This window comes from Nocardioides marmoraquaticus (assembly GCF_054777915.1).
The window spans coordinates 222,217-243,200 of sequence record NZ_BAAHAA010000002.1 but is presented as its reverse complement, the minus strand read 5'-3'; the positions used below and the strand labels follow the sequence as shown (position 1 = coordinate 243,200).

Annotated in this window: 17 protein-coding genes; 14 read left to right on the top strand and 3 right to left on the bottom strand. The window is 73.5% G+C overall.

Features of this window, described 5'->3' with window-relative positions; genetic code table 11:
* The first annotated feature begins 15 nt into the window (after positions 1 to 15).
* Together ACYU8I_RS02760 and ACYU8I_RS02755 are read left to right on the top strand one after the other, a co-directional pair.
* Positions 16 to 561, top strand: a complete 546-nt coding sequence (locus tag ACYU8I_RS02760) for a hypothetical protein (RefSeq protein WP_460837181.1) — start codon at positions 16 to 18, stop codon at positions 559 to 561.
* Entirely contained in the window at positions 562 to 735 is a 174-nt protein-coding gene (locus tag ACYU8I_RS02755) for a hypothetical protein (protein ID WP_460837178.1), read from the top strand. It begins immediately after the preceding gene.
* On the opposite strand, the gene ACYU8I_RS02750 is transcribed toward ACYU8I_RS02755, so the two are convergent.
* Complete coding sequence (locus ACYU8I_RS02750; RefSeq protein WP_460837176.1) at positions 704 to 1,768, bottom strand: endonuclease/exonuclease/phosphatase family protein; 1,065 nt, start codon at positions 1,766 to 1,768, stop codon at positions 704 to 706. The two genes, ACYU8I_RS02755 and ACYU8I_RS02750, sit on opposite strands and share 32 nt — an antisense overlap.
* A gap of 158 nt (positions 1,769 to 1,926) precedes the next feature.
* On the opposite strand from ACYU8I_RS02750, the gene ACYU8I_RS02745 reads away from it, so the two are divergent.
* Both ACYU8I_RS02745 and ACYU8I_RS02740 read left to right on the top strand, forming a co-directional pair.
* Positions 1,927 to 2,775 carry a TylF/MycF/NovP-related O-methyltransferase gene (locus ACYU8I_RS02745; protein WP_460837174.1) on the top strand — a complete coding sequence of 283 codons (849 nt, stop codon included), beginning with the start codon at positions 1,927 to 1,929 and terminating at the stop codon, positions 2,773 to 2,775.
* 23 nt (positions 2,776 to 2,798) lie between these two features.
* Positions 2,799 to 5,378 (top strand): hypothetical protein, encoded by a 2,580-nt coding sequence (locus ACYU8I_RS02740; protein ID WP_460837172.1) that lies wholly within the window; start codon positions 2,799 to 2,801, stop codon positions 5,376 to 5,378.
* Here the strand turns inward: ACYU8I_RS02740 and ACYU8I_RS02735 are convergent.
* Positions 5,353 to 7,380 carry a glycosyltransferase gene (locus ACYU8I_RS02735; RefSeq protein ID WP_460837171.1) on the bottom strand — a complete coding sequence of 676 codons (2,028 nt, stop codon included), beginning with the start codon at positions 7,378 to 7,380 and terminating at the stop codon, positions 5,353 to 5,355. The genes ACYU8I_RS02740 and ACYU8I_RS02735 overlap by 26 nt on opposite strands.
* Here ACYU8I_RS02735 and ACYU8I_RS02730 point away from each other — a divergent pair.
* The 5 genes from ACYU8I_RS02730 (at position 7,379) to ACYU8I_RS02710 (ending at position 13,706) form a co-directional block, all read left to right on the top strand.
* A complete protein-coding gene (locus ACYU8I_RS02730; RefSeq protein ID WP_460837170.1) occupies positions 7,379 to 10,675 on the top strand; it encodes a CDP-glycerol glycerophosphotransferase family protein in 3,297 nt (1,098 codons plus the stop codon). The genes ACYU8I_RS02735 and ACYU8I_RS02730 overlap by 2 nt on opposite strands.
* 115 nt (positions 10,676 to 10,790) lie before the next feature.
* Positions 10,791 to 11,696 (top strand): Rossmann-like and DUF2520 domain-containing protein, encoded by a 906-nt coding sequence (locus ACYU8I_RS02725; RefSeq protein WP_460837168.1) that lies wholly within the window; start codon positions 10,791 to 10,793, stop codon positions 11,694 to 11,696.
* Positions 11,693 to 12,520 (top strand): pantoate--beta-alanine ligase, encoded by an 828-nt coding sequence (panC, locus tag ACYU8I_RS02720; protein ID WP_460837166.1) that lies wholly within the window; start codon positions 11,693 to 11,695, stop codon positions 12,518 to 12,520. Before ACYU8I_RS02725 ends, panC begins: the two co-directional genes overlap by 4 nt.
* A complete protein-coding gene (panD, locus tag ACYU8I_RS02715) occupies positions 12,520 to 12,930 on the top strand; it encodes an aspartate 1-decarboxylase (protein WP_460837164.1) in 411 nt (136 codons plus the stop codon). Before panC ends, panD begins: the two co-directional genes overlap by 1 nt.
* Positions 12,927 to 13,706 (top strand): type III pantothenate kinase, encoded by a 780-nt coding sequence (locus tag ACYU8I_RS02710; RefSeq protein WP_460837162.1) that lies wholly within the window; start codon positions 12,927 to 12,929, stop codon positions 13,704 to 13,706. Before panD ends, ACYU8I_RS02710 begins: the two co-directional genes overlap by 4 nt.
* 18 nt (positions 13,707 to 13,724) lie before the next feature.
* On the opposite strand, the gene ACYU8I_RS02705 is transcribed toward ACYU8I_RS02710, so the two are convergent.
* Positions 13,725 to 14,660: a DUF808 domain-containing protein gene (locus ACYU8I_RS02705; protein WP_460837161.1), complete on the bottom strand. Its 936-nt coding sequence runs from the start codon at positions 14,658 to 14,660 to the stop codon at positions 13,725 to 13,727.
* A gap of 76 nt (positions 14,661 to 14,736) precedes the next feature.
* Between ACYU8I_RS02705 and lysS the strand changes: the two genes are divergently transcribed.
* The 5 genes from lysS to ACYU8I_RS02680 all read left to right on the top strand — a co-directional run bounded on the left by lysS (position 14,737) and on the right by ACYU8I_RS02680 (position 20,916).
* Positions 14,737 to 16,275 carry a lysine--tRNA ligase gene (gene lysS, locus ACYU8I_RS02700; protein WP_460837159.1) on the top strand — a complete coding sequence of 513 codons (1,539 nt, stop codon included), beginning with the start codon at positions 14,737 to 14,739 and terminating at the stop codon, positions 16,273 to 16,275.
* 147 nt (positions 16,276 to 16,422) lie between these two features.
* A complete protein-coding gene (locus tag ACYU8I_RS02695; protein ID WP_460837157.1) occupies positions 16,423 to 16,767 on the top strand; it encodes a histone-like nucleoid-structuring protein Lsr2 in 345 nt (114 codons plus the stop codon).
* A 10-nt stretch (positions 16,768 to 16,777) separates the two neighbouring features.
* Positions 16,778 to 17,383, top strand: a complete 606-nt coding sequence (locus ACYU8I_RS02690; RefSeq protein WP_460837156.1) for a flavin reductase family protein — start codon at positions 16,778 to 16,780, stop codon at positions 17,381 to 17,383.
* A gap of 69 nt (positions 17,384 to 17,452) precedes the next feature.
* Positions 17,453 to 18,205 carry a YqjF family protein gene (locus ACYU8I_RS02685; RefSeq protein WP_460837152.1) on the top strand — a complete coding sequence of 251 codons (753 nt, stop codon included), beginning with the start codon at positions 17,453 to 17,455 and terminating at the stop codon, positions 18,203 to 18,205.
* 161 nt (positions 18,206 to 18,366) lie between these two features.
* Positions 18,367 to 20,916 (top strand): ATP-dependent Clp protease ATP-binding subunit, encoded by a 2,550-nt coding sequence (locus ACYU8I_RS02680; RefSeq protein WP_460837149.1) that lies wholly within the window; start codon positions 18,367 to 18,369, stop codon positions 20,914 to 20,916.
* Positions 20,917 to 20,984 lie beyond the last annotated feature (68 nt).

Genomic DNA, 20,984 nt, shown 5'->3' with positions numbered 1-20,984 from the left:
GCCTACGCTCCGGACATGGCAGCGACGCCGCAGCGCTCTCCCCGACGACGCCGGCAACGCAGCGTGCGCGTGAGCGTGGCGGTCTCGCTGCTCTCGACGGCCACCGTCCTGGTGCTGCTGAGCCTGCCGACCCGCTCGCCGCTGTGGCTCAGCCTGGCGTCGGTCTCGGCCCTGGTGCTCTCGTGGGCGGCGCTGCGGATGATGTGGACCGAGGTGGCGCAGTCGCGTCGCGAGAACGCCGCCGACCGGGCCGCGGCCGCCATGGCCTACCGCGACCTGTTCTCGACGCGGGCCGCCGAGCACGCCGAGCTCACGACCGCGATCACCGAGCGGCTCGCCCAGGCCAACCTCGACCGCCGCCAGCTCCAGGGAGCGCTCGAGCGCCAGCGCGAGCGGGCCGAGGCAGCCGAGGCCCGGCTGGCCGAGGCGCAGACCCTGGCGAGCGTCGCGCGGCACGACCCCGACGTGGTCGAGCTGGCCCAGTGGGGGTCCCAGCCAGGCTCTCAGCGGGGTGCGCAGGCGGGCCGCGAGCACCTCGCGCCGCGTGCCGAGGTCCGCTAGGTGAGGGCACCCAACCCGCTCGCCCTGGTGCGCGTCGTGCGCACGCTGCAGGAGCGCGCCGACCGACAGCACAAGCGGATCGCCCGCCTCGAGACGGAGGTCGGCCGCCTGACCGCCCAGGTCGACGCCCTCGAGCGCCGGCTCAGCTCGCCGGCAGCACCACCGTCGCCCTGACGAGGTTGTGGTCGGAGGGGAAGACGCTCTTGACGCGCAGGCTCTTCGCGTCGAACCACGCCACCACCTCGTAGTCGAGGATGCGCAGCCCGTCGCTGGCGAAGACCCAGTCGATGTGGTTGCCCTGCTTGGACTTGTTGTCCTCGTAGGACCACCCGCGCATGTCGCGCTTGTAGCCGTTGAACGAGCCGAGCCAGGCGTTGACGACCTTCTCGGCGCGCGGGGCGCGTGACGGGTTCTGGCGGAAGCCCTGGTTGAGGGCGTCGGTGATGCCGTACTGCTTGGTCATCGGCAGCATCCGCTCGGCCCACGGCGAGAACTTGTGCGAGTTGTAGTCGCCCACGGAGATGACGGGCATCGAGCCGCGCAGCTGCGAGGTCTTCACCAGGGCCTCGCGCCACTGCGCCTCGCGGTTCGCGACGCTGTAGGGGTCGAGGTGGGTGTTGGTGAACAGGAACCGCTTGCCGGTCGCGCGCACCGAGAAGACGGCCCACTCGAGGTAGCGGTCGTACTTGCCGGCCGTCTGGGCGGCGTACTTCATCGAGCCCTTGCTCACGACGCTGAGCAGGCCGCGGTCGAAGATGATGCGGTTCGACAGCGCGCTGCCCTGGTCGCGGTAGTCGCAGCGGTAGCTGCTCGCCGCGCGGGCGCAGTTGTACGGCGCGGCGGTGGTGACGGCGTAGTTGCCGCCCGCGGCGTTCAGGCCGCTCACGAGGTCGTCGTACTGCGTGGTGGTGCTGCGGTCGACGAGCCGCGAGGCGTACGTCGCGCTCGGGTTCGCCTCCTGCAGGCCGACGACCGCGAGCTTGCGGGAGATGATCTGGTTGACGACGCGGCCGCGCCGCTCGCGCCACACCTTGCGGTCTCCCGAGGCCGAGGAGTCGCCGTGGACCCCCGAGATGTTGAAGCTGCCGACGCGCAGCTGCGTCGGGGCGGCGGCACCCGACGACGGGACGGCGTGCAGGGCGAGCACGGCGAGCACGGCGAGGGCGCAGAGAGCGGTGGCCAGGCGGCGCACGAGCTGATTCGTCACGTTCACTCCAAAGATCGGTTTTTGGAGTATGCACCAGATTTCGAGACGCCGATCACCGTTTTGTCCGTTTCGATGGTCGAGGCCGTCCGGGAGTCGCTCGCGGGGGAGACCGGCCGTGGGCGTTAGGCTGCTCGCCGGTCACCCGGGAGGACAGGTTCATGACGCGAGGCAGGCGCACGATCTCGGGCACCGTCGACGGCATCCGTCGACGGCTGACCCCCGCCGGAGGCGACGTCGAGGCGCTCCGGTCGCAGGTGGGCGAGCTGGAGCAGAAGCTCGGCCGCGTCCGGGAGGACCTCAAGCGCACCCGCGCCTCCGTGCGCGACCCGTTCCCCGAGATCGAGCTGCCCGAGCGCGTGCACGACGTCATCCGTGCCGTCCGTGCGGAGGGCCTGTCCTACCTCAGCGAGGCCAACCTCGGTGCCCTCGCCAAGCTGGCGGTGCACGCCGACGTCGCCGGGCTCGAGGGCGAGATCCTGGAGTGCGGCACCGCCCTGGGCGGGTCCGCCATCGTCATGGCGGCCGCGAAGGACCCCGCCCGCCCGATGCGGGTCTTCGACGTCTTCGGCATGATCCCCCCGCCGGGCGAGGCCGACGGTGCCGACGTGCGCCAGCGCTACGAGACCATCGCGGCCGGCGGGGCCCGCGGCGTCGGCGGCTCGACCTACTACGGCTACCGCGACAACCTCTACGACGAGGTCGCGGCGTCCTTCGCCCGCCACGGGGTCGCGCCCGAGGCTGCCAACGTCGAGCTGGTGCGGGGCCTGTTCGAGGACACGGTGCACGTGTCGGGTCCCGTCGCCCTCGCGCACCTCGACGGTGACTGGTACGACTCCACCATGGTCTGCCTGGAGCGGATCGCCCCGCACCTGGTGCCCCGGAGCCGCATCGTCATCGACGACTACTACAAGTGGTCCGGCTGTCGTGACGCCGTCAACGACTACGTGCGCGACCACGACGAGCTCGCCCTGGAGCGCCGCGCCAAGGTGCACCTCGCCCGCCGCTGACGCCCACGACCCACGAGGACCCCATGCCTTCCCACTTCCGCCGCGCCGTCTCGCAGGTCCCCGAGCCCGCCAAGCGGCGGCTGCGTCCGCTGCGCGACAAGGTCGTCGACGCCCTCGGCCACGCCCCGGAGCCCGAGCCCGCCGCCCCAGCCCGACCCGGGCCCCGGTCCCAGGACCTCTGGCGCACGCTGCGCGAGGGCGGCTCGCTCGGCGAGCGGGCCGTGGCGCAGGTGCGCGAGCTGCTCGAGCGGGGCGAGACGCACGGCGCCGTCGCCCTGGCCACCAGCCTCGAGGCGGAGCCCGAGACCGAGCAGGTCGGCCGGGCCTGCGCCGGGGTGGTCGCCACCGCACGGGGCAACCGCGAGCTGGCGTGGCAGCACCTCGGCTCGCTGCCCGCGGAGGTCTGGTCGCGGCTCGTCGCCGCCGAGTACCTCGACGCCGGCCTGCTGCACGCCCCCGACGAGGTCGTCGGCGAGGTGCGCGGGCTGCTGCAGGAGCCCCCCGCCTCCCGCACGCCCGCGGCGTGGATGGCGCTGCTCGAGCTCGTCTTCGCCCACGGGCACCTCGACCTCGCGCGCGACCTGTTCGCCCACGTCGACGCGTCGGTCGCGGAGGCGGGGGAGGTCGACGGCGAGACCCGCTCGCGGCGCGACTGGGTCGCCCGGTGGATCGACCGCAGCCCCGACCAGCCCGGCCTGGCGCGCGAGGGCGACGTCAGCTTCGCGGTGGTCGACTACGACCACCCCGGCCGCCGACGCGCGTCGGCCAACATCGGCGACCACGTGCAGACGCTGGCCAGCCTCGGACACCTGGTGCGACGCCAGGGTCTCGAGTTCACCGGCCCCGACGAGCTGGTCGGGCTCGTGGAGGAGCTGGCGGCGCGGGTCCCCGAGCACCGCCGGCTCCCCGGCGCGTCCGGGCGGGTGCAGCTGCTCACCGTCGACCGTGACTCCACCGAGTACAACGAGGTGCCCGACGGCACCTGGGTGCTCGCCTTCGGCTGGTACATGCACGCGATCTTCGGCGTCCGCTACGGCCTGCCAATGCACCGCAACCTGCGACCGATCTTCGTGTCGTTCCACTGCAACAAGCGCGGCATCCTCACCCCGGAGGCCATCGCCTGGATGCGCGAGCACGGCCCCGTCGGCTGCCGCGACTGGACGACGGTCGACATCCTGCTCTCGGTGGGCGTGCCCGCGTTCTTCTCCGGCTGCATGACGACCACCGTCGACAGCGTCTTCCCGGTCGCGACCGCGGCGCCGCACGGACCCGTGGCGTACGTCGACTCGCCCGAGGAGGCCGAGGCCGCCGGCCCCGACGCCGCCGTCTACAAGCACAGCGCCGACGCCGTGCGCTTCCGCAGCTTCACCGACAACATGCGCATCGCGATGCAGCTGCTGCAGACCTACCGCGACGAGCACTCGTCGGTCGTGACCTCGCGGCTGCACTGCTACCTGCCCGAGCGCTCGCTCGGCGCGACGGTCGACTTCCGGCCCAAGAACCCCGCCGACATCCGCTTCGCCGGCCTGTCGAACATCGACGACGACGCCTTCCACGCGATCCGCGACGGCATCAACACGCGGCTGCAGGCGGTCTTCGACCTGGCCCTGGCCGGCGCGCCCGAGGCCGAGGTCTACGCCCGCTGGCGCGAGCTCTGCGCCGACGACGTCGAGGCGGCGCGCGCCCGGCGGGCCGCCCCGGCCCAGCTCGAGCAGGCCCCCTCGACCGATGCGGTGGTCGAGGGCATGCGGCGCGACGCGGTCGAGGTGGCCGCGGCCCCCGACGGGGCGACGCACGTCGCCGTCGTCGGTGACGGCGCCCGGCGCCCGCAGCTCCAGGTGGTGCTCGACTCCCTCGCCCGCACCACCAGCGGGCCGCTGCACGTGTGGTTCCTCGACACGACCGGCGAGGGCGGGCCCGACCTGCTTGACGTGGTGCCGGCCGGTCACGGGGCGACGTACGTCGCCGTGCCCGACCTCTCCGCCTGGCTGCCGCGCCGCGGTGGGCCGGTGCAGCGCGAGCACCTCGCCAAGCTGCTGCTGCCCGCGCTGCTGCCCGACACGGCCGAGCGGGTCGTGGTGGTGCCCCTGGCCGGCCTCGTGCGTGGCGACGTCACCGAGCTCGCCCGGATCGACCTCGGCGAGACGTGGTGGGCGGCCAACGACGTGCCGGGCGACCCCGACGCGAGCGGCTTCGCCGTGGTGCACCGGGCGGGCGACCGGCTCCGCGAGCGCACCGCGGTCGCCACCGAGCTGCGCCGGGTCGCGCACGCGCGCCACGACTTCGACTTCTCCAGCTTCGAGCTCGACGTGCTGGTGCTCGACCTCGCGGCGTGGCGACGGGAGGGGGTGACCGGACAGGCCCTCGACCTCGCGCACACCTTCGACCTGCTCCCGCGCGAGGCCATGCACGTGCTGGCCGGCCCGCACCGCACCCGCGTCCCGCGGGCCTGGCACGTCGTGCCCGACCGTCTGGTCGAGGAGCAGCCCCGGTTGCTGCACTGGGCGTCGCGCCCGCACCCGTGGGGGCGCGAGACGGCGCCCGCCCAGCAGGCGTGGCTGGAGGCGAGCGCCCGGGTCAGCCCCGGCGCAGCGCCCGCCTGAGGCGACCGCGCACCCGGTCCGCCGCCCGGCGGGCCCGCCCGACCGGGGCCGGTGCCGGTCGCACGTCGAGGCGCCAGCCGGCCTCGTCGTAGCCCACCTCGACGCCGCCGGGGCGTGGCTCCTCGCGGGGCAGGACGACCCGGCGCACGGCGTTGCGGTGGGCGACGAAGACGACGAGCCGGACCTCGTCGCCCGCCTCGTCGGCGCCGTCGACGACCTCGGCGAGCGTCGTCGTGGTGCGCAGGTGCAGCCGGTCGCCGCGGCGACGCGTGGTGACCGGGAGCTCGGCGAAGCGGCCCGACCCGGCGTGCACGGCCACGAGCGTCGCCGTGGTCTCGTCGGGGTCGGCGGGGCCGGCGGTGGTGGTGAGCCGCACGCTCGCCCGCAGCTCGAGCCGCTCGTCGGGTCCGCGCCCTCCGGGGCGGGTGCCGCGGCGACCGCGACCGACGCGCAGCCGCTCCACCTCGACCTCGCAGCCGGTCACGCTGACCCGCCCGGGGGCGTCGGCCAGGACGCCCTCGAAGACGCGTGCCCAGTCGGCGAGGAAGGCGGCGACGCCGTGCCGCTCGGCCTTGGCCCGCGCGGCGGCGCTCATCCGGGCGACCAGCTCGGGGTCGGTCGTCAGCTGCACCAGGTGGCGCGCGAGCCCGGGGATGTCGCCGGGCTCGACGAGGAACCCGTCGACGCCGTGGGTGATCTGCTCGCGCGGGCCGTACTTCACGTCGTACGCCACCACCGGGCAGCCGTGGCTCATCGCTTCGAGGGTGGCCAGCGGGTAGCCCTCGAAGCGGCTGGTGAGCAGGAAGGCCGACGAGCGCCACAGCTGCTCGCGGGCGCGCGGGTCGTGGCCACGGAAGGTGACGACGTCCTCGATGCCGCGACGCTCGACGATCTCGCGCAGGGTGTGCTCGGTCGAGCCGCGTCCGAAGATGTCGAGCCGCAGGTCGGGGGAGGACTGGTGGGCCCGGTCGGCCGCCACGACCGCGTCGCGCAGCCGCTTCTGCTTGGTCAGCCGGGCCACCACCGTGACCTGGCCGGGGTCACGGGTCACCCCGTCGGGCTGCTCGGGGATGTCGACCGGGTTGGGCACGACGTAGGTGTTCGCGGCGCGGCCGCGCACCCGGGCGATGTCCTCGCCCTGCCGGGAGGTGAGGGTGACGAAGGCGTCGAGGTGGTCGGCGCTGGCGAGCACGCGCTCGTACGGCAGCCCCAGCGGCCGGTCCCAGCGGCGGTCGTCGCTGACGTGGATGTTGTGCATCAGGTAGACGAGGTGGGCGTCGGGGACGTCGAGCGGCGCCATCACCGGCACCATGAACCGGGAGTCGAGCATCACGAAGGTCGGCCCGCCGGCCGGCTCCGCCGTCAGCTCCTGCAGCCAGCGCCGGATCCAGGCCGCGCGGCCCGGGAGGGTGCCGACCAGGGCGCCCTCGCGCGAGACCAGCTGCACCCGTCGGGTCCAGGTGGTCGGGTCGTCGAAGGAGAACGGCGGGACCCGGACGAAGACCGAGCCGTCGGGGCGGAGGTACTCCCACGACGAGGTGTCGTCGTCGCGCAGGTAGCGGCGCCGCCACAGGGTGCCGTCCTCGTGGGGCTCCTCGTCGACCAGCCGTCCCGGCGCGGGCGGCAGCTCCTCGGGCGGGGCGAGGTCGTAGCCGGCGTCGGCCCAGTCGGTGCCGCGGTAGTGCTCGAAGAGGTTCAGCCACCCCGTGCCGGGCAGCAGCAGGCCCCGCTCGGTGAGCAGCTCGCCCCGCGCGCCGTGCTCGGCGGTCGCGGAGACGGTGAGCACCGCCGCCTGCGAGCCCGCCGTGGTGAAGATCCGGTTGCGTAGCAGGATCGCGCGGGTCTGGCCCCCGGCGTCCGGCAGGATCCGCGGGGTCAGCGACAGGTAGCGACCGGCGGGCAGCGGGTTGCCGTCTGCGTGGCCCGGCGCGTCGCCTGCCGTGGCCGGGGCCGTCGCGGGTCGCGGGGAGACAGGGGTCGGCTGTCTAGCATGACGACGCATGTCCGTAGCATCGCGTACCGTCCGGTGCCGGGTGAAGGGTGGACACGCGGTGCAGGGTGTGCGACGAGGTCGCGAGGCAGCGCTGCGCGTCGCCCGTGCGGTGCGACGGCGGCAGCGGGCCTGGGGGCATCCGCTGCTGAGCGTGGTGGTGCCGGTGCACGACGCAGCCGAGACCCTGGAACGCTGCGTCGAGAGCCTGATGCAGCAGCGCTGGTCGCCGCTCGAGGTGCTGCTGGTGGTGCACCGCGACGACGCCGCCGCCGCGTCCGTCGCGGCCGAGGTCGCGCGCGGCCGGCGCCTGGTGTCCGTCCTGCCCCACGAGGGCCCGCCCACGGTGGGCGCGGCGCGCAACGCGGGCGTCGCGGCCGCCCGGGGTGCCTACCTCACCTTCTGCGACGCCGACGACGACGTCACCCCGGAGGGCTACCGCCGGCTCGTCGAGGCGCTCGAGCGCTCCGGGTCCGACGTCGCCGTGGGGGGCGTCGCGGTGCAGTACCGCGGCCGCTACGAGCGACCGGGGTGGCTCGGCGCGGTGCTGCCCGTGCCGGCGAGCGGGCTCGTGGTGCGCGAGGAGCCGCAGCTGCTGGCACACCCCTACCTCGGCGCGCGCGTGTTCCGCCGTACGTCGTGGGGGTCGGCCGGCCTGCGCTTCGCCGAGCAGACCGCCTTCCCGCACCACGTCCTGCTCGCCCAGGTCGGGTGCACCGGGTGGCGGGCGGAGGTGCACCCCGGCACGGCCTACCGGGTGCACCAGCGCCCCGACCGGGGGTCGTTGACGCAGCGCTCGCAGCGCGACCCGGCTCTCGCCCACGACCGCCTCGACCGGCTGGTCGAGGCCAGCCGGGTGCTGCGGGACGACCCCGGGGCGGTGCAGGCCCACCTGCGTGGCTCGCTGGTCACCGTGGTCGCCGACCTGATCCGCTTCAGCCTGGTGCTCGGTCCGCAGACCTGGGAGGGGCTCAGCCCCGCGGTCGGCGCGCTGATGGCCGACGCCGACGCCGACACCTGGGCCGACGTGCCGGTGACCGAGCGGGTGCTCACCTCGCTGTGCGTGCGGCAGGACTTCGCCAGCGCCACGAGGTTCGAGCGCTACGCCCACGCCAGCCGGGCCGGCATGCAGTACGAGCTGGTCGACGGGGTGCCCCGGGTGGTCTCCGACGAGCTCGAGGGGCTCGGGTCCGACGCCGAGCTCATCACCCGTCTCTCGCCGCACGAGCTGCAGCCGCACACCCGGCTGCGGGCGCTGCGCTGGCTCGACGACCGCACGCTGCGCCTCGAGGGCAATGCCTTCGTCGACTACCTCACCGCGGCCGACCCGGCTGCCAGCACCGTGGTCCTGCTCGAGGAGGAGGGCACGGGTCGTCGCTGGCCGCTGCCGACCGAGCCCGTCGCCGACGACACGGCCGACGTCTGGGCGGCGCGGAGCTACGAGGACCTCGGTGACTGCGGCTTCGCCGTCGACGTCGACGTCACGACGCTCCCGCTGCCCGAGGGCGCCGACCGGCCGGTCGGCGAGCAGGTCTTCCGGGTGCTCGTCGAGCACACGGCGGCCGGCACGACCCGCACCGAGGTCCTGCAGACCCGGGTCATCGACGGCTCGGCGGGGCTGCTGCTCGGCGGGGGCGTGCCGGGCCACGCGGTGCGCCCCACCTGGGTGCCGCACGAGGGGCTGCGGCTGCTGCGCCGGGCAGGAGCGCCGGAGCGCCGTCGGCCCGACACCGACCCCGACGCCCTGGTCACGCTGGCCGGCCTGGAGCTGACCGCCGAGGCGGTCGTGCTGACGCTGGTCGGCAGCGAGCCCGTCGAGCTCGCGCTGCGCTCGGCGCGCCTGCAGACCGCGTGGGTCGCGGCCGCACCGCACGACGGTGGGCTCCGTGCGGTGCTGCCGCTGCGCCAGGACGAGTGGGGCGTCGGGTCTCGCGAGCTGCCCCACGACCGCTACGAGCTGGTCGCCCGCCGCACCGACGTCGGCCAGCGGCGCCGTGACGAGGGCGAGCCCGCGTCGGCCACGTTGTCGTTCTGGGCCTCGCTGCCGTGGCGGGCGACCGTGGGCACCTCGACGGTGATCCCCGAGGTCGACGGCCGCCGCCGGGCGAGCTTGCGGGTGCTGCCGGCGGAGTGGCGCGACGACGTCTACCCCCTGCGCCGCCGCGAGCTGCGCGAGGTGCTCTACCCGCGGTGGCGCGAGGAGCCGCTGCTCGAGGTGGCGCTCTTCGAGACCTTCGCGGGCAAGGCGGGCGGCGACTCGCCCGCCCCCGTCGCGGCCGAGCTGCACCGCCGCCGCCCCGACCTCGACCTCGTCTTCGTCGTCGAGGACCGCTCGGTGGTCGTGCCCGACGTGGCGCGCAAGGTCGTGCGGCTCTCCGCCGAGCACCTCGAGCTGTGGGCCCGCGCGCGCTACGTCGTCGTCAACGCCGGCCAGCCGTCCTTCCTGCGGCGTCGCGAGGGGCAGGTCGTGGTGCAGACCTGGCACGGCAGCCCGCTCAAGCGCATCGGCCACGACCGCCTCGCCAACGACGTCGACAACTGGTTCCACCGCCAGAACCTCGTCGACACGGTCCGCCAGTGGGACCACCTGGTCGCGCAGAGCCCCTTCGCCCGCGAGCGGCTGCGCGAGGCCTTCCGCTTCGACGGCAGCATGCTCGACTCCGGCTACCCGCGCAACGACGTGCTCTGCTCCCCGGGGCGTGACGAGGTCGCCCGCGCCACCCGGGCGCGCCTCGGCATCCCCGCCGACGCGAAGGTCGTCCTCTATGCACCGACGTGGCGCGAGACCCGGCGCTCCGGCTTCGTCTACGACAAGGTGCTCTACCTCGACGCCGAGCAGGCGGCTCGGGACCTCGGGTGCCACGTGCTGGTGCGCGGCCACTACAACAGCATGCGTGCCTCCGAGGACCGCGACCCCACGGGCCGGGTGGTCGACGTGACCCGCTACCCCGACATCGCCGACCTCTACCTCGCCTGCGACGCCATGGTCACCGACTACTCCTCGGCCTTCTTCGACTTCGCCGTCACCGACAAGCCGATGGTGTTCCTCGCACCCGACCTGGCGGCCTACCGCGACGACAGCCGGGGCTTCTACCTCGACTACGCCGACACCGTCCCGGGGCCGATCCGGATGACCTCCGACGAGGTCGTCGCCGAGCTGCGCGAGGAGCTGCGCGACCCCGGCCGGCACGCCGAGCGGCGCGAGCGGTTCCGGGGCCAGTACGCCCCCTGGGACGACGGGGGCGCGTCGGCCCGCGTCGTCGACGCGCTGCTGGGCGGCTCACCGGCGGTCGACGGCCGGGTGTGACCGCGCCCACGTCGTCGTACCCCTGACGCCGCGGCGTCGGCGTGCGTACCCTGGCAGGGCACGTCATCAGCAGTAGTCCGGTACCCCTCGGGGACTGGAACGAAGGGATGTCGAGATGACCCGGATCGGGGTTGTCGGTGCCGGCCGTGTCGGCGCCGTCCTGTCCGCCGCGCTGCGCGCCGCGGGCCACGAGGTCGTGGCCGCCGCGGGCGAGAGCGACGCCTCGCGCGGCCGCGTCGCCGCACTGCTGCCCGGTGTGCCGGTGCGCAAGCCGACCGACGTCGCCCGGTCGTGCGACCTGCTCCTGCTCACCGTTCCCGACGACATGCTCGACAACGTCGCCACCACCCTGGTCGGCGCGGGCGCGGTGCGCCCCGGCCAGGTCGTGGTGCACACCTCGGGCCGGCACGGCCTCGCCGCGCTGCACGCCGTCGCCGAGATCGGCGCGCGCCCGGTCGCGGTGCACCCCGCGATGACCTTCACCGGCACCGAGGTCGACCTGCCGCGGCTGCGCGGCTGCGTCTTCGGCGTCACCGCCGGGCCGGAGGAGCACGACCTCGCCGAACGGCTCGTCGCCGACCTCGGCGGCACGCCGATGTGGGTGGCCGAGGAGCGTCGCGCGCTCTACCACGCCGGCCTCGCCCACGGCGCCAACCACCTCGTCACGCTGGTCAACCAGGCGATGGACCTGCTGGCGGCCGCCGGGGCCGACGACCCCGCCGCGACGCTGCGCCCGTTGCTGTCGGCCGCCCTCGACAACGCCCTCGAGCGGGGCGACGACGCGCTGACCGGCCCGATCGTGCGCGGTGACGTGCGCACCGTCCAGGCCCACCTGGCCGACATGGTCGCGACCGCGCCCGGCACCGTGCCGACGTACGTCGCCATGGCCCGCGCCACCGCCGACCGCGCCGTGCTCGACGGCCGGCTGCTGCCGATCCGGGCGGCACGGCTCTCCTCGTTGCTCGACGACGCGCTGGCGCAGGTCCGCGCGCCGGGCCGCCACCGTCACCGCGCCCGGTGACACGACCTCTCCTGGTCGGCTCCCGCGCGGAGCTGGCCGAGGCCCTCGCCGGTCGCCCCGCCGCGCTGGTGCCGACCATGGGGGCGCTGCACGAGGGCCACGCCTCGCTGGTGCGGCACGCGCGTGCCGTCGCCCCGGAGGCGCCTCTCGTCGTGTCGGTCTTCGTCAACCCGCTGCAGTTCGCGCCGGGCGAGGACCTCGCCCGCTACCCGCGCACCCTCGAGGCCGATCTCGAGCTGTGCGCGCGCGAGGCGGTCGAGCTGGTCTTCGCGCCGGCGGTCGAGGAGGTCTACCCGGGCGGTGACCCGCAGGTCACGCTCGACCCGGGCCCGCTCGGCGAGGTGCTCGAGGGTGCCAGCCGTCCGACCCACTTCCGCGGGGTGCTGACCGTGGTGGCCAAGCTCTTCGGGCTGGTGCGACCCGACGTGGCCGTCTTCGGCGAGAAGGACTACCAGCAGCTCGCCCTGGTGCGCCGGATGGCCGCCGACCTGTGCCTCGGCGTGCGGGTCGAGGGGGCGGCGACCGTGCGCGACCCCGACGGCCTGGCGCTGTCGAGCCGCAACCGCTACCTCTCCGCCACCGAGCGCGAGCAGGCGCTGGTGCTCTCACGTGCGCTCGCCGCCGCCCGTGACGCGGGTGCGGTCGACCCGGCCGAGCGGCTGCTCGCCGACGCCCCCGGGGTCGAGCTCGACTACCTCGCGCTGCGGGCCCCCGACCTCGGCCCGGCTCCCGGCTCGGGCCCCGCCCGGCTGCTGGTCGCCGCCCGCGTCGGCACGACCCGCCTGATCGACAACACCGCCCTCGACCTCTCCCGGGAGTCCTGATGCTGCGCACGATGATGACCAGCAAGATCCACCGCGCGACCGTGACGCAGGCCGACCTGCACTACGTCGGGTCCGTGACCGTCGACGCCGACCTGCTCGACGCCGCCGACCTGCTCGAGGGCGAGCAGGTGCACGTCGTCGACATCACCAACGGCGCCCGCCTCGTCACCTACACGATCGCCGGGGAGCGGGGCTCGGGCGTCATCGGCATCAACGGCGCCGCCGCCCACCTGGTGCACCCCGGCGACCTCGTCATCCTCATCGGCTACGGCCAGGTCACCGACGCCGAGGCTCGCGAGCTGCGCCCCCACGTGGTCCACGTCGACGCCGGCAACCGGGTCGTCGCCCTCGGCGACGACCCGGCCGAGGTGGTCGCCGGCGCCGGGGAGCTGGTGAGCGGACGCGCATGACCCTGCTGTGCGCCGACATCGGCAACTCCCACACCGTCCTGGGCCTCCTCGACGACGGTGAGGTGCGGGCGCACTGGCGGGTGGCGAGCGACGAGCGGCGTACGGCCGACGAGTGGGGCGTGGTGGTCCGGGGACTGCTGCGCGAGACCGCGGCCGGCGACGACCTGCACGGCGTCGCGGTGTGCGCGACGGTGCCGGCGGTGCTGCACGAGTGGCGCGAGATGCTCGAGCGCCACCTCGGCGACCTGCCGCACGTCATCGTCGAGCCGGGCGTGCGCACCGGGGTCAAGGTCCGCACCGACAACCCGCGCGAGGTCGGCGCGGACCGCATCGTCAACGCCCTGGCCGCCGCCGAGCTGTACGGCGGGCCCGCCATCGTCGTCGACTTCGGCACCGCCACCACCTTCGACGTGGTCGACGCCTCCGGCGCCTACGTCGGCGGCGCGATCGCGCCCGGCGTCGACATCAGCCTCGAGGCGCTGGGCCGTCGCGGTGCCCAGCTGCGCAAGGTCGAGCTGCGGCGCCCGCGCACCGTGATCGCCAAGAACACCGTCGAGGCGCTGCAGTCGGGCCTGGTCTTCGGGTTCGCCTCGCAGGTCGACGGCCTGGTGGCGCGCATGGTCGACGAGCTCGGGGTCCGTCCCGCCGACGTGCGGGTGGTCGCGACCGGCGGGCTGGCGCCCGTCGTGGTCGGCGAGTGCCGCACCGTGACCGACCACGCCCCGTGGCTCACCCTGCGCGGGCTCGAGCTGGTCTTCGCCCGCAACGCCGCCTGAGACGTGCCGGAGTGCCCCTCAGTGTCCGCCCTTGCGCGGCACGAGGTGCATCACCGCGACCACGACGGCGCCGATGAGCGCCCCGAGGACGGCCGAGAAGAAGGTGTTGGTGACCCACGCCAGGACTCCGTGCAGGGCCGGCACGAGACCGGCGACCGCCTCCTCGACGTGGTGCACGGCGTCGTACGGCGCGTGCCAGCCGAGCTCCTCGAGCCCGACCAGCCAGATGTGGCCCCCGACCCAGAGCATGGCGACGACCCCGACGACGGAGAGCACCTTGAGCACCCTCGGCATGGCCGCCACCAGGCCCCGGCCGAGCCGCTGGGCGCCGGCGGACGGGCGCTCGGCCAGCCGCAGGCCGAGGTCGTCCATGCGGATGATGAGCGCGACCGCGCCGTAGACCAGCGCCGTGATGCCCACGGCGACGACGACGAGGATCACGGCGCGCGACCAGAATCCCTCCGCCGCGACCTCGTTGAGCGCGATCACCATGATCTCGGCCGAGAGGATGAAGTCGGTGCGCACGGCGCCCGCGACGACCGCGTCCTCCTGCCCGGAACCCTGCTTGACGGCGGGCTCCGCCTTCGAGGCGTGGTGGCCGCGCAGGCTCTCCCAGATCTTCTCCGCGCCCTCGAAGCACAGGTAGGCGCCGCCCAGCATGAGCAGCGGGGTCAGCAGGAACGGGAGGAACTGGCTCAGCAGCAGGGCCGCCGGGAGGATGAAGAGCAGCTTGTTGCGCAGCGAGCCCTTGGCGATGCGTCCGATGATCGAGAGCTCGCGGGAGGCGTCGAGGCCCTGCACGTAGCGCGGGGTCACGGCGGCGTCGTCGACCACGACGCCGGCCGCCTTGGCGCTGGCGCGGCCCGCGGCGCCGGCCACGTCGTCGACCGACGCGGCGGTCAGCCGGGCCAGGGCCGCGACGTCGTCGAGCAGGGCAGCGAGACCCCCGGCCATCAGGGCGTCCCGGGGTGGCAGCGGGTGGTGCAGGTGGCGGTCAGCACCCCTGCAGCCTAGAACTACCCTGGCCCCCGTGACTGACGCTCCGCACGACGCTGCAGCCCACGACCCCGCCGAGACCGGCGACGACCTGCCCGAGCAGGTGCGGGTGCGCCGCGAGAAGCGCCAGCGACTCCTCGACGCCGGGGTCGCGGCATACCCGGTGACGGTGGAGCGCACCCACACCATCAAGCAGCTGCGTGCGGCCCACGACCCGGCGCTGGAGGCCGGCGAGCTGGCCCCCGACACCCGCACCGGCGAGCAGGTCGCCATCACCGGTCGGGTGATGTTCCAGCGCAACACCGGCAAGCTCTGCTTCGCCCAGCTGCGCGAGGGCGACGGCTCGCAGGTGCAGGTGATGCTCAGCCTGGCCGAGGTCGGCGAGGAGCGGCTGGCGGCGTACAAGCAGCTCGTCGACATCGGCGACCTGCTGGCCGTGCGGGGCGAGGTCATCACGAGCCGGCGCGGCGAGCTGAGCGTGGCCGCCACCGAGTGGCAGCTCGCGGCCAAGACGCTGCGACCGCTGCCCAACGAGCACCGTCCGCTGTCCGACGAGGCGCGCACCCGGCTGCGCTACGTCGACATGATGCTGCGGCCCGAGCCGCGCGAGCTGGTGCGCGCCAAGGCCGCCGTGCTGCGCAGCCTGCGTGCCACCCTCGACGACCAGGAGTACGTCGAGGTCGAGACGCCGATCCTGCAGCTCACGAACGGCGGCGCCGCGGCCCGGCCGTTCCGCACCCACCTCAACGCCCTCGACCAGCAGATGCTGCTGCGCATCGCCCTCGAGCTCGACCTCAAGCGCGCCATGATCGGCGGCGTCGACCGGGTCTACGAGATCGGGCGCACCTTCCGCAACGAGGGCCTCGACTCGACCCACGCGGCCGAGTTCTCGATGCTCGAGGCCTACCAGGCCTACGGCGACCAGTTCACGATGATGCAGCTCGCCCAGGACCTCGTGGTGGGTGCCGCGCAGGCGCTCGGGCGCACGAGCTTCACGGCGCGTGACGGCTCCGAGGTCGACCTGACGGGTCAGTGGCGTCGCGCGCCCATCCACGACCTGGTCTCCGAGGCGCTCGGCGAGCCGGTCGACGTCGAGACCCCCCTCGAGGAGCTGCGCCGCCACGCCGCGTCGCACGACGTCGAGCTGCAGCAGGGGTGGGGGTCGGAGGAGGTGCTGGTCGAGCTCTACGAGCAGCTCGTCGAGGACCACCTGCTGGCGCCGACCTTCGTCATGGACTACCCCAGCAAGGTCAAGCCGCTCGCCAAGCCGCACCGCAGCAAGCCCGGCCTCAACGAGGCGTGGGACCTCATCATCAACGGCGTCGAGCTCGGGGCGGCGTACTCCGAGCTCAACGACCCGGTGGTGCAGCGCCAGCGGCTCGAGGAGCAGTCGCTCGCCGCTGCCGCGGGAGACCCCGAGGCGATGGAGCTCGACGAGGTCTTCCTGCGCGCCATGGAGTTCGGGATGCCCCCCGCGGGCGGGATCGGCATCGGGGTCGACCGGCTCATCATGCTGCTCACCGGGGCCAGCATCCGCGAGACGATCCTGTTCCCGCTGCTGCGCCCGGAATGATGCGCAGGCCGCTGACCAGCACCGACGTACTTCGATTTCCGCGGAATTCGTGAATCGTGCACGTCTGATATCGCTCTCGCCATGTGGTCTGTTAGCGTCGCCTCGGATAAACGATTATCCGTGCACCGACGAGACAGGCAGAGAACCATGGCGCAGAAGGTCCACATCGTGCTGGTCGACGACCTCGACGAGAGCGAGGCGACCGAGACCGTCAGCTTCGGGCTCGACGGCAAGGACTACGTGATCGACCTGTCCGACGACAACGCCACCAAGCTGCGCGAGGCGCTGGCCCCCTGGGTCGCCCACGCCCGGCCGACGAGCGGTGGTCGCGGCCGGTCGAAGCGCGGCGGCAAGGCGGCCGGCTCGGGCGCGTCCGCCGGTGGTCCCGCCCCCGCGGAGATCCGCGCCTGGGCCCGCGAGAACGGTCACGACGTCCCCGAGCGCGGTCGCGTCTCGCAGGAGGTCCGCGACGCGTACGCCGCCGCGCACTGACGCGCGACGGATGCCCTCCCGCACGTTCTTCGACCCCGACGATGCCGAGGTCAACGCCTACAAGCTGTTGACCGCACTGGTGGTGCCGCGCGCCATCGCGTGGGTCTCCACCGTGGATTCCGCGGGTCGGCGAAATCTCGCGCCGCACTCCTTCTTCACCGTCGCGTCCGGACGTCCTCCCGTCGTGCTCTTCAGCTCGCTCGGTCACAAGGACACGGTGCGCAACATCGAGGCCACCGGGGAGTTCGTCGTGAATTTCTCCAGCGAATCCCTGCTCGACCTCGTGAATGATTCCAGTGCGCCTTTCGAGCACGGTGACGACGAGGCGGCCGCGCTCGGGATCGAGATGGAGCCCTCGCGCACCGTCGCCCCCGAGCGGGTGGTCGCGTCACCGGCGTCGATCGAGTGCCGGCTGCGCCAGGTGGTGACCGTCGAGAAGGCCTACGTCGTCCTCGGCGACGTCACCGCGATCACCGTCGACGACGACGTGCTGGTCGACGGCCACCCCGAGATGTCGCTGCTGCGCCCGGTCTCCCGGCTCGGCAAGGAGGAGTGGGGCCGACCACCCGAGGTCTTCGAGCTCGCGCGCCCCACCAGCCCCGACGACGTGCGCTGACGCGCGTCGGGCGGCTGTCGTCACACCCGGGGGCTGAGTCGCGGCCGGCTGCGCGGGGCACCCAGGGTCGTGACGACCGAGATCCGGCCCGACGGCCCGCCCCTGCCCGGCCGCGCGGTCATGGACCAGGTGTGGGCCGACCTCGTCTTCCTGCACTGGCGGCTCGACCCGGCCGCGGCCAGGCCGTGGATGCCGCCGGGAGCCCGCCCGGACGTGCACGACGGGAGCACGTGGGTGGGCCTGATCGGCTTCGAGATGCGCCGCGCGGGGTTCGGCTACGGGCTCCCCATCCCGTACCTGGGTGACTTCGCCGAGATCAACGTGCGGCTCTACTCCGTCGACGAGGAGGGCCGCCACGGCGTGGTCTTCGCGAGCCTGGAGACCGAGCGGCTCAGCCTGGCCGCGGTGACCGACCCCGTCGGGGTGCGCTACCGGTGGGCCAGGATCCGGATGGAGCGCCGGGCCGAGGCGACCGGCCGGATCCGCTACACCAGCCGACGTCGACAGCCCCCGGCCCGCGGGACGCGCACCGACTTCGCCGTGCGGCCCCTCGACGAGCCGGCCGACGACCCGCTCAGCGTGTTCCTGACCGCGCGGTTCGGCATGCACCACCGGCTCGGGCGCCGGCCGCTGTGGGTGCCCAACACCCACCCGCGCTGGCCGCTGCACCACGCCGAGCTGCTGCACTGCCAGGACGGCCTGCTGGCCGCGGCCGGGTTCGACGGGGTGGCCGACCGGGCGCCCGACTCGGTGCTCTGGTCGCCGGGCGTCCGCACCCAGTTCGGCGCGCCCCAGGTGGGCACAGGGGGGACGGACGGGTGAGTCGCACGGCCCGTTCGGATGGTCCCGGTCACCGACGCGGTCCGCGTTCGCCCACAGCAGACTGAACGACTGGCCGGAACACGTAGGGTTGCGATCAGGTTGTGGCCCCCGCAGGGACGCGGAGGTGTGCGGCCCGAAGAACTTTCCCCGAGGAGGAACCCATGTTCGAGCGGTTCACCGACCGAGCCCGTCGCGTGGTGGTGCTGGCCCAGGAAGAGGCCCGCATGCTCTCGCACAACTACATCGGCACCGAGCACATCCTCCTGGGCCTGATCCACGAGGGTGACGGCATCGCCGCCAAGGCGCTCGAGAGCCTGGGCGTCTCGCTCGAGGCCGTGCGTGCGCAGGTCGAGGAGATCATCGGCCAGGGCCAGCAGGCCCCGTCCGGGCACATCCCCTTCACCCCCCGGGCCAAGAAGGTGCTCGAGCTGTCGCTGCGCGAGGCGCTGCAGCTCGGCCACAACTACATCGGCACCGAGCACATCCTGCTCGGCCTCATCCGCGAGGGCGAGGGCGTCGCGGCCCAGGTGCTGCACAAGCTCGGCGCCGACCTCAACCGCGTGCGCCAGCAGGTCATCCAGCTGCTGTCGGGCTACCAGGGCAAGGAGCAGCAGACCGCCGGCACCGCCCCCGAGGCGACGCCGTCGAGCTCGCTCGTGCTCGACCAGTTCGGCCGCAACCTGACCCAGGCGGCCAAGGAGGGCAAGCTCGACCCGGTCATCGGTCGCGCGCAGGAGATCGAGCGGGTCATGCAGATCCTCTCCCGCCGCACGAAGAACAACCCGGTGCTCATCGGTGAGCCCGGCGTCGGCAAGACCACCATCGTCGAGGGTCTGGCCCAGGACATCGTCAAGGGCGACGTGCCGGAGACGCTCAAGGACAAGCAGATCTACACCCTCGACCTCGGCGCGCTCGTCGCCGGCTCCCGCTACCGCGGTGACTTCGAGGAGCGGCTGAAGAAGGTCCTCAAGGAGATCCGCACCCGCGGCGACATCGTGCTGTTCATCGACGAGATCCACACCCTCGTCGGCGCCGGCGCGGCCGAGGGCGCCATCGACGCCGCCAGCATCCTCAAGCCGATGCTGGCCCGCGGCGAGCTCCAGACCATCGGCGCCACCACGCTCGACGAGTACCGCAAGCACCTGGAGAAGGACGCCGCGCTCGAGCGCCGCTTCCAGCCGATCCAGGTCAACGAGCCGTCGATCGCGCACACCATCGAGATGCTCAAGGGCCTGCGCGACCGCTACGAGGCGCACCACCGGGTCACCATCACCGACGACGCGCTGGTCTCGGCGGCGACGCTGGCCGACCGCTACATCTCCGACCGGTTCCTGCCGGACAAGGCGATCGACCTCATCGACGAGGCCGGCTCGCGGCTGCGGATCCGCCGCATGACCGCGCCGCCGGACCTGCGCGAGTTCGACGACAAGATCAGCGACGTCCGCAAGCGCAAGGAGGGCGCGATCGACGGCCAGGACTTCGAGGCCGCCGCCCGTCTGCGCGACGAGGAGAAGCAGCTGATCCTGGCCAAGGGCGAGCGCGAGAAGCAGTGGCGCGCCGGCGACATGGACGTCGTGGCCGAGGTCGACGAGGAGCTGATCGCCGAGGTGCTCGCCGTGGCGACCGGCATCCCGATCGTCAAGCTCTCCGAGGAGGAGTCCTCGCGACTGCTCAAGATGGAGGACGAGCTGCACAAGCGGGTCATCGGCCAGGAGGAGGCCGTCAAGGCCCTCAGCCGCGCCATCCGGCGCACGCGTGCCGGCCTGAAGGACCCCAAGCGTCCCGGCGGCTCGTTCATCTTCGCCGGCCCCTCGGGCGTCGGGAAGACCTGGCTGTCCAAGACGCTCGCCGAGTTCCTCTTCGGCGACGAGGACGCCCTGATCCAGCTCGACATGTCGGAGTTCAGCGAGAAGCACACCGTCTCGCGGCTCTTCGGCTCGCCCCCCGGCTACGTCGGCTACGAGGAGGGTGGCCAGCTCACCGAGAAGGTGCGGCGCAAGCCGTTCTCGGTCGTGCTGTTCGACGAGGTCGAGAAGGCCCACCCCGACATCTTCAACAGCCTGCTGCAGATCCTGGAGGAAGGTCGCCTGACCGACTCCCAGGGCCGGGTCGTGGACTTCAAGAACACCGTCATCATCATGACGACCAACCTCGGCACGCGAGACATCTCCAAGGGCGTCTCGCTGGGCTTCGGCAACGCCAACGACGCCCTCGGCACCTACGAGCGGATGAAGACCAAGGTCTCGGAGGAGCTCAAGCAGCACTTCCGGCCCGAGTTCCTCAACCGCGTCGACGAGATCATCGTGTTCCCGCCGCTGACGCAGGAGCAGATCATCTCGATGGTCGACAACATGATCGCCTCCGTGGAGCTCCGGCTCCGCGACCGCGACATGTCGCTGGAGCTCACCCAGAACGCCAAGGACCTGCTCGCCAAGCGGGGCTTCGACCCGGTGCTCGGCGCGCGGCCGCTGCGCCGCACGGTGCAGCGCGAGATCGAGGACGTCCTGGCCGAGAAGATGCTCTTCGGCGAGGTCGGCCCGGGCCAGATCGTCCTGGTCGACGTGGAGGGCGAGGGTCAGGGCGCGAGCTTCACCTTCTCCGGCACCAGCAAGGGCGAGCTGCCCGACTCCCCGCCGCTCGAGCCCGTCGGCGGTCCCGACGACTCCGACGGCCCGGTCGACGTGCCCAAGGGCGACGCCCCGACCGAGTAGTCCCGCACCACCCACGAGGAGCCACGCCGCGCCAGCGGCGTGGCCCCTCGTCGCGTCTGCGCGGCGAC

Coding starts and splice junctions, on each gene's coding strand:
- ACYU8I_RS02725 (WP_460837168.1), top strand. CDS start 10,791: ATGACCCGGATCGGGGTTGTCGGTGCCGGCCGTGTCGGCGCCGTCCTG.
- ACYU8I_RS02695 (WP_460837157.1), top strand. CDS start 16,423: ATGGCGCAGAAGGTCCACATCGTGCTGGTCGACGACCTCGACGAGAGC.
- panD (WP_460837164.1), top strand. CDS start 12,520: ATGCTGCGCACGATGATGACCAGCAAGATCCACCGCGCGACCGTGACG.
- ACYU8I_RS02710 (WP_460837162.1), top strand. CDS start 12,927: ATGACCCTGCTGTGCGCCGACATCGGCAACTCCCACACCGTCCTGGGC.
- ACYU8I_RS02690 (WP_460837156.1), top strand. CDS start 16,778: ATGCCCTCCCGCACGTTCTTCGACCCCGACGATGCCGAGGTCAACGCC.
- ACYU8I_RS02760 (WP_460837181.1), top strand. CDS start 16: ATGGCAGCGACGCCGCAGCGCTCTCCCCGACGACGCCGGCAACGCAGC.
- ACYU8I_RS02745 (WP_460837174.1), top strand. CDS start 1,927: ATGACGCGAGGCAGGCGCACGATCTCGGGCACCGTCGACGGCATCCGT.
- ACYU8I_RS02705 (WP_460837161.1), bottom strand. CDS start 14,660: ATGGCCGGGGGTCTCGCTGCCCTGCTCGACGACGTCGCGGCCCTGGCC.
- ACYU8I_RS02680 (WP_460837149.1), top strand. CDS start 18,367: ATGTTCGAGCGGTTCACCGACCGAGCCCGTCGCGTGGTGGTGCTGGCC.
- ACYU8I_RS02730 (WP_460837170.1), top strand. CDS start 7,379: ATGTCCGTAGCATCGCGTACCGTCCGGTGCCGGGTGAAGGGTGGACAC.
- ACYU8I_RS02735 (WP_460837171.1), bottom strand. CDS start 7,380: ATGCGTCGTCATGCTAGACAGCCGACCCCTGTCTCCCCGCGACCCGCG.
- ACYU8I_RS02740 (WP_460837172.1), top strand. CDS start 2,799: ATGCCTTCCCACTTCCGCCGCGCCGTCTCGCAGGTCCCCGAGCCCGCC.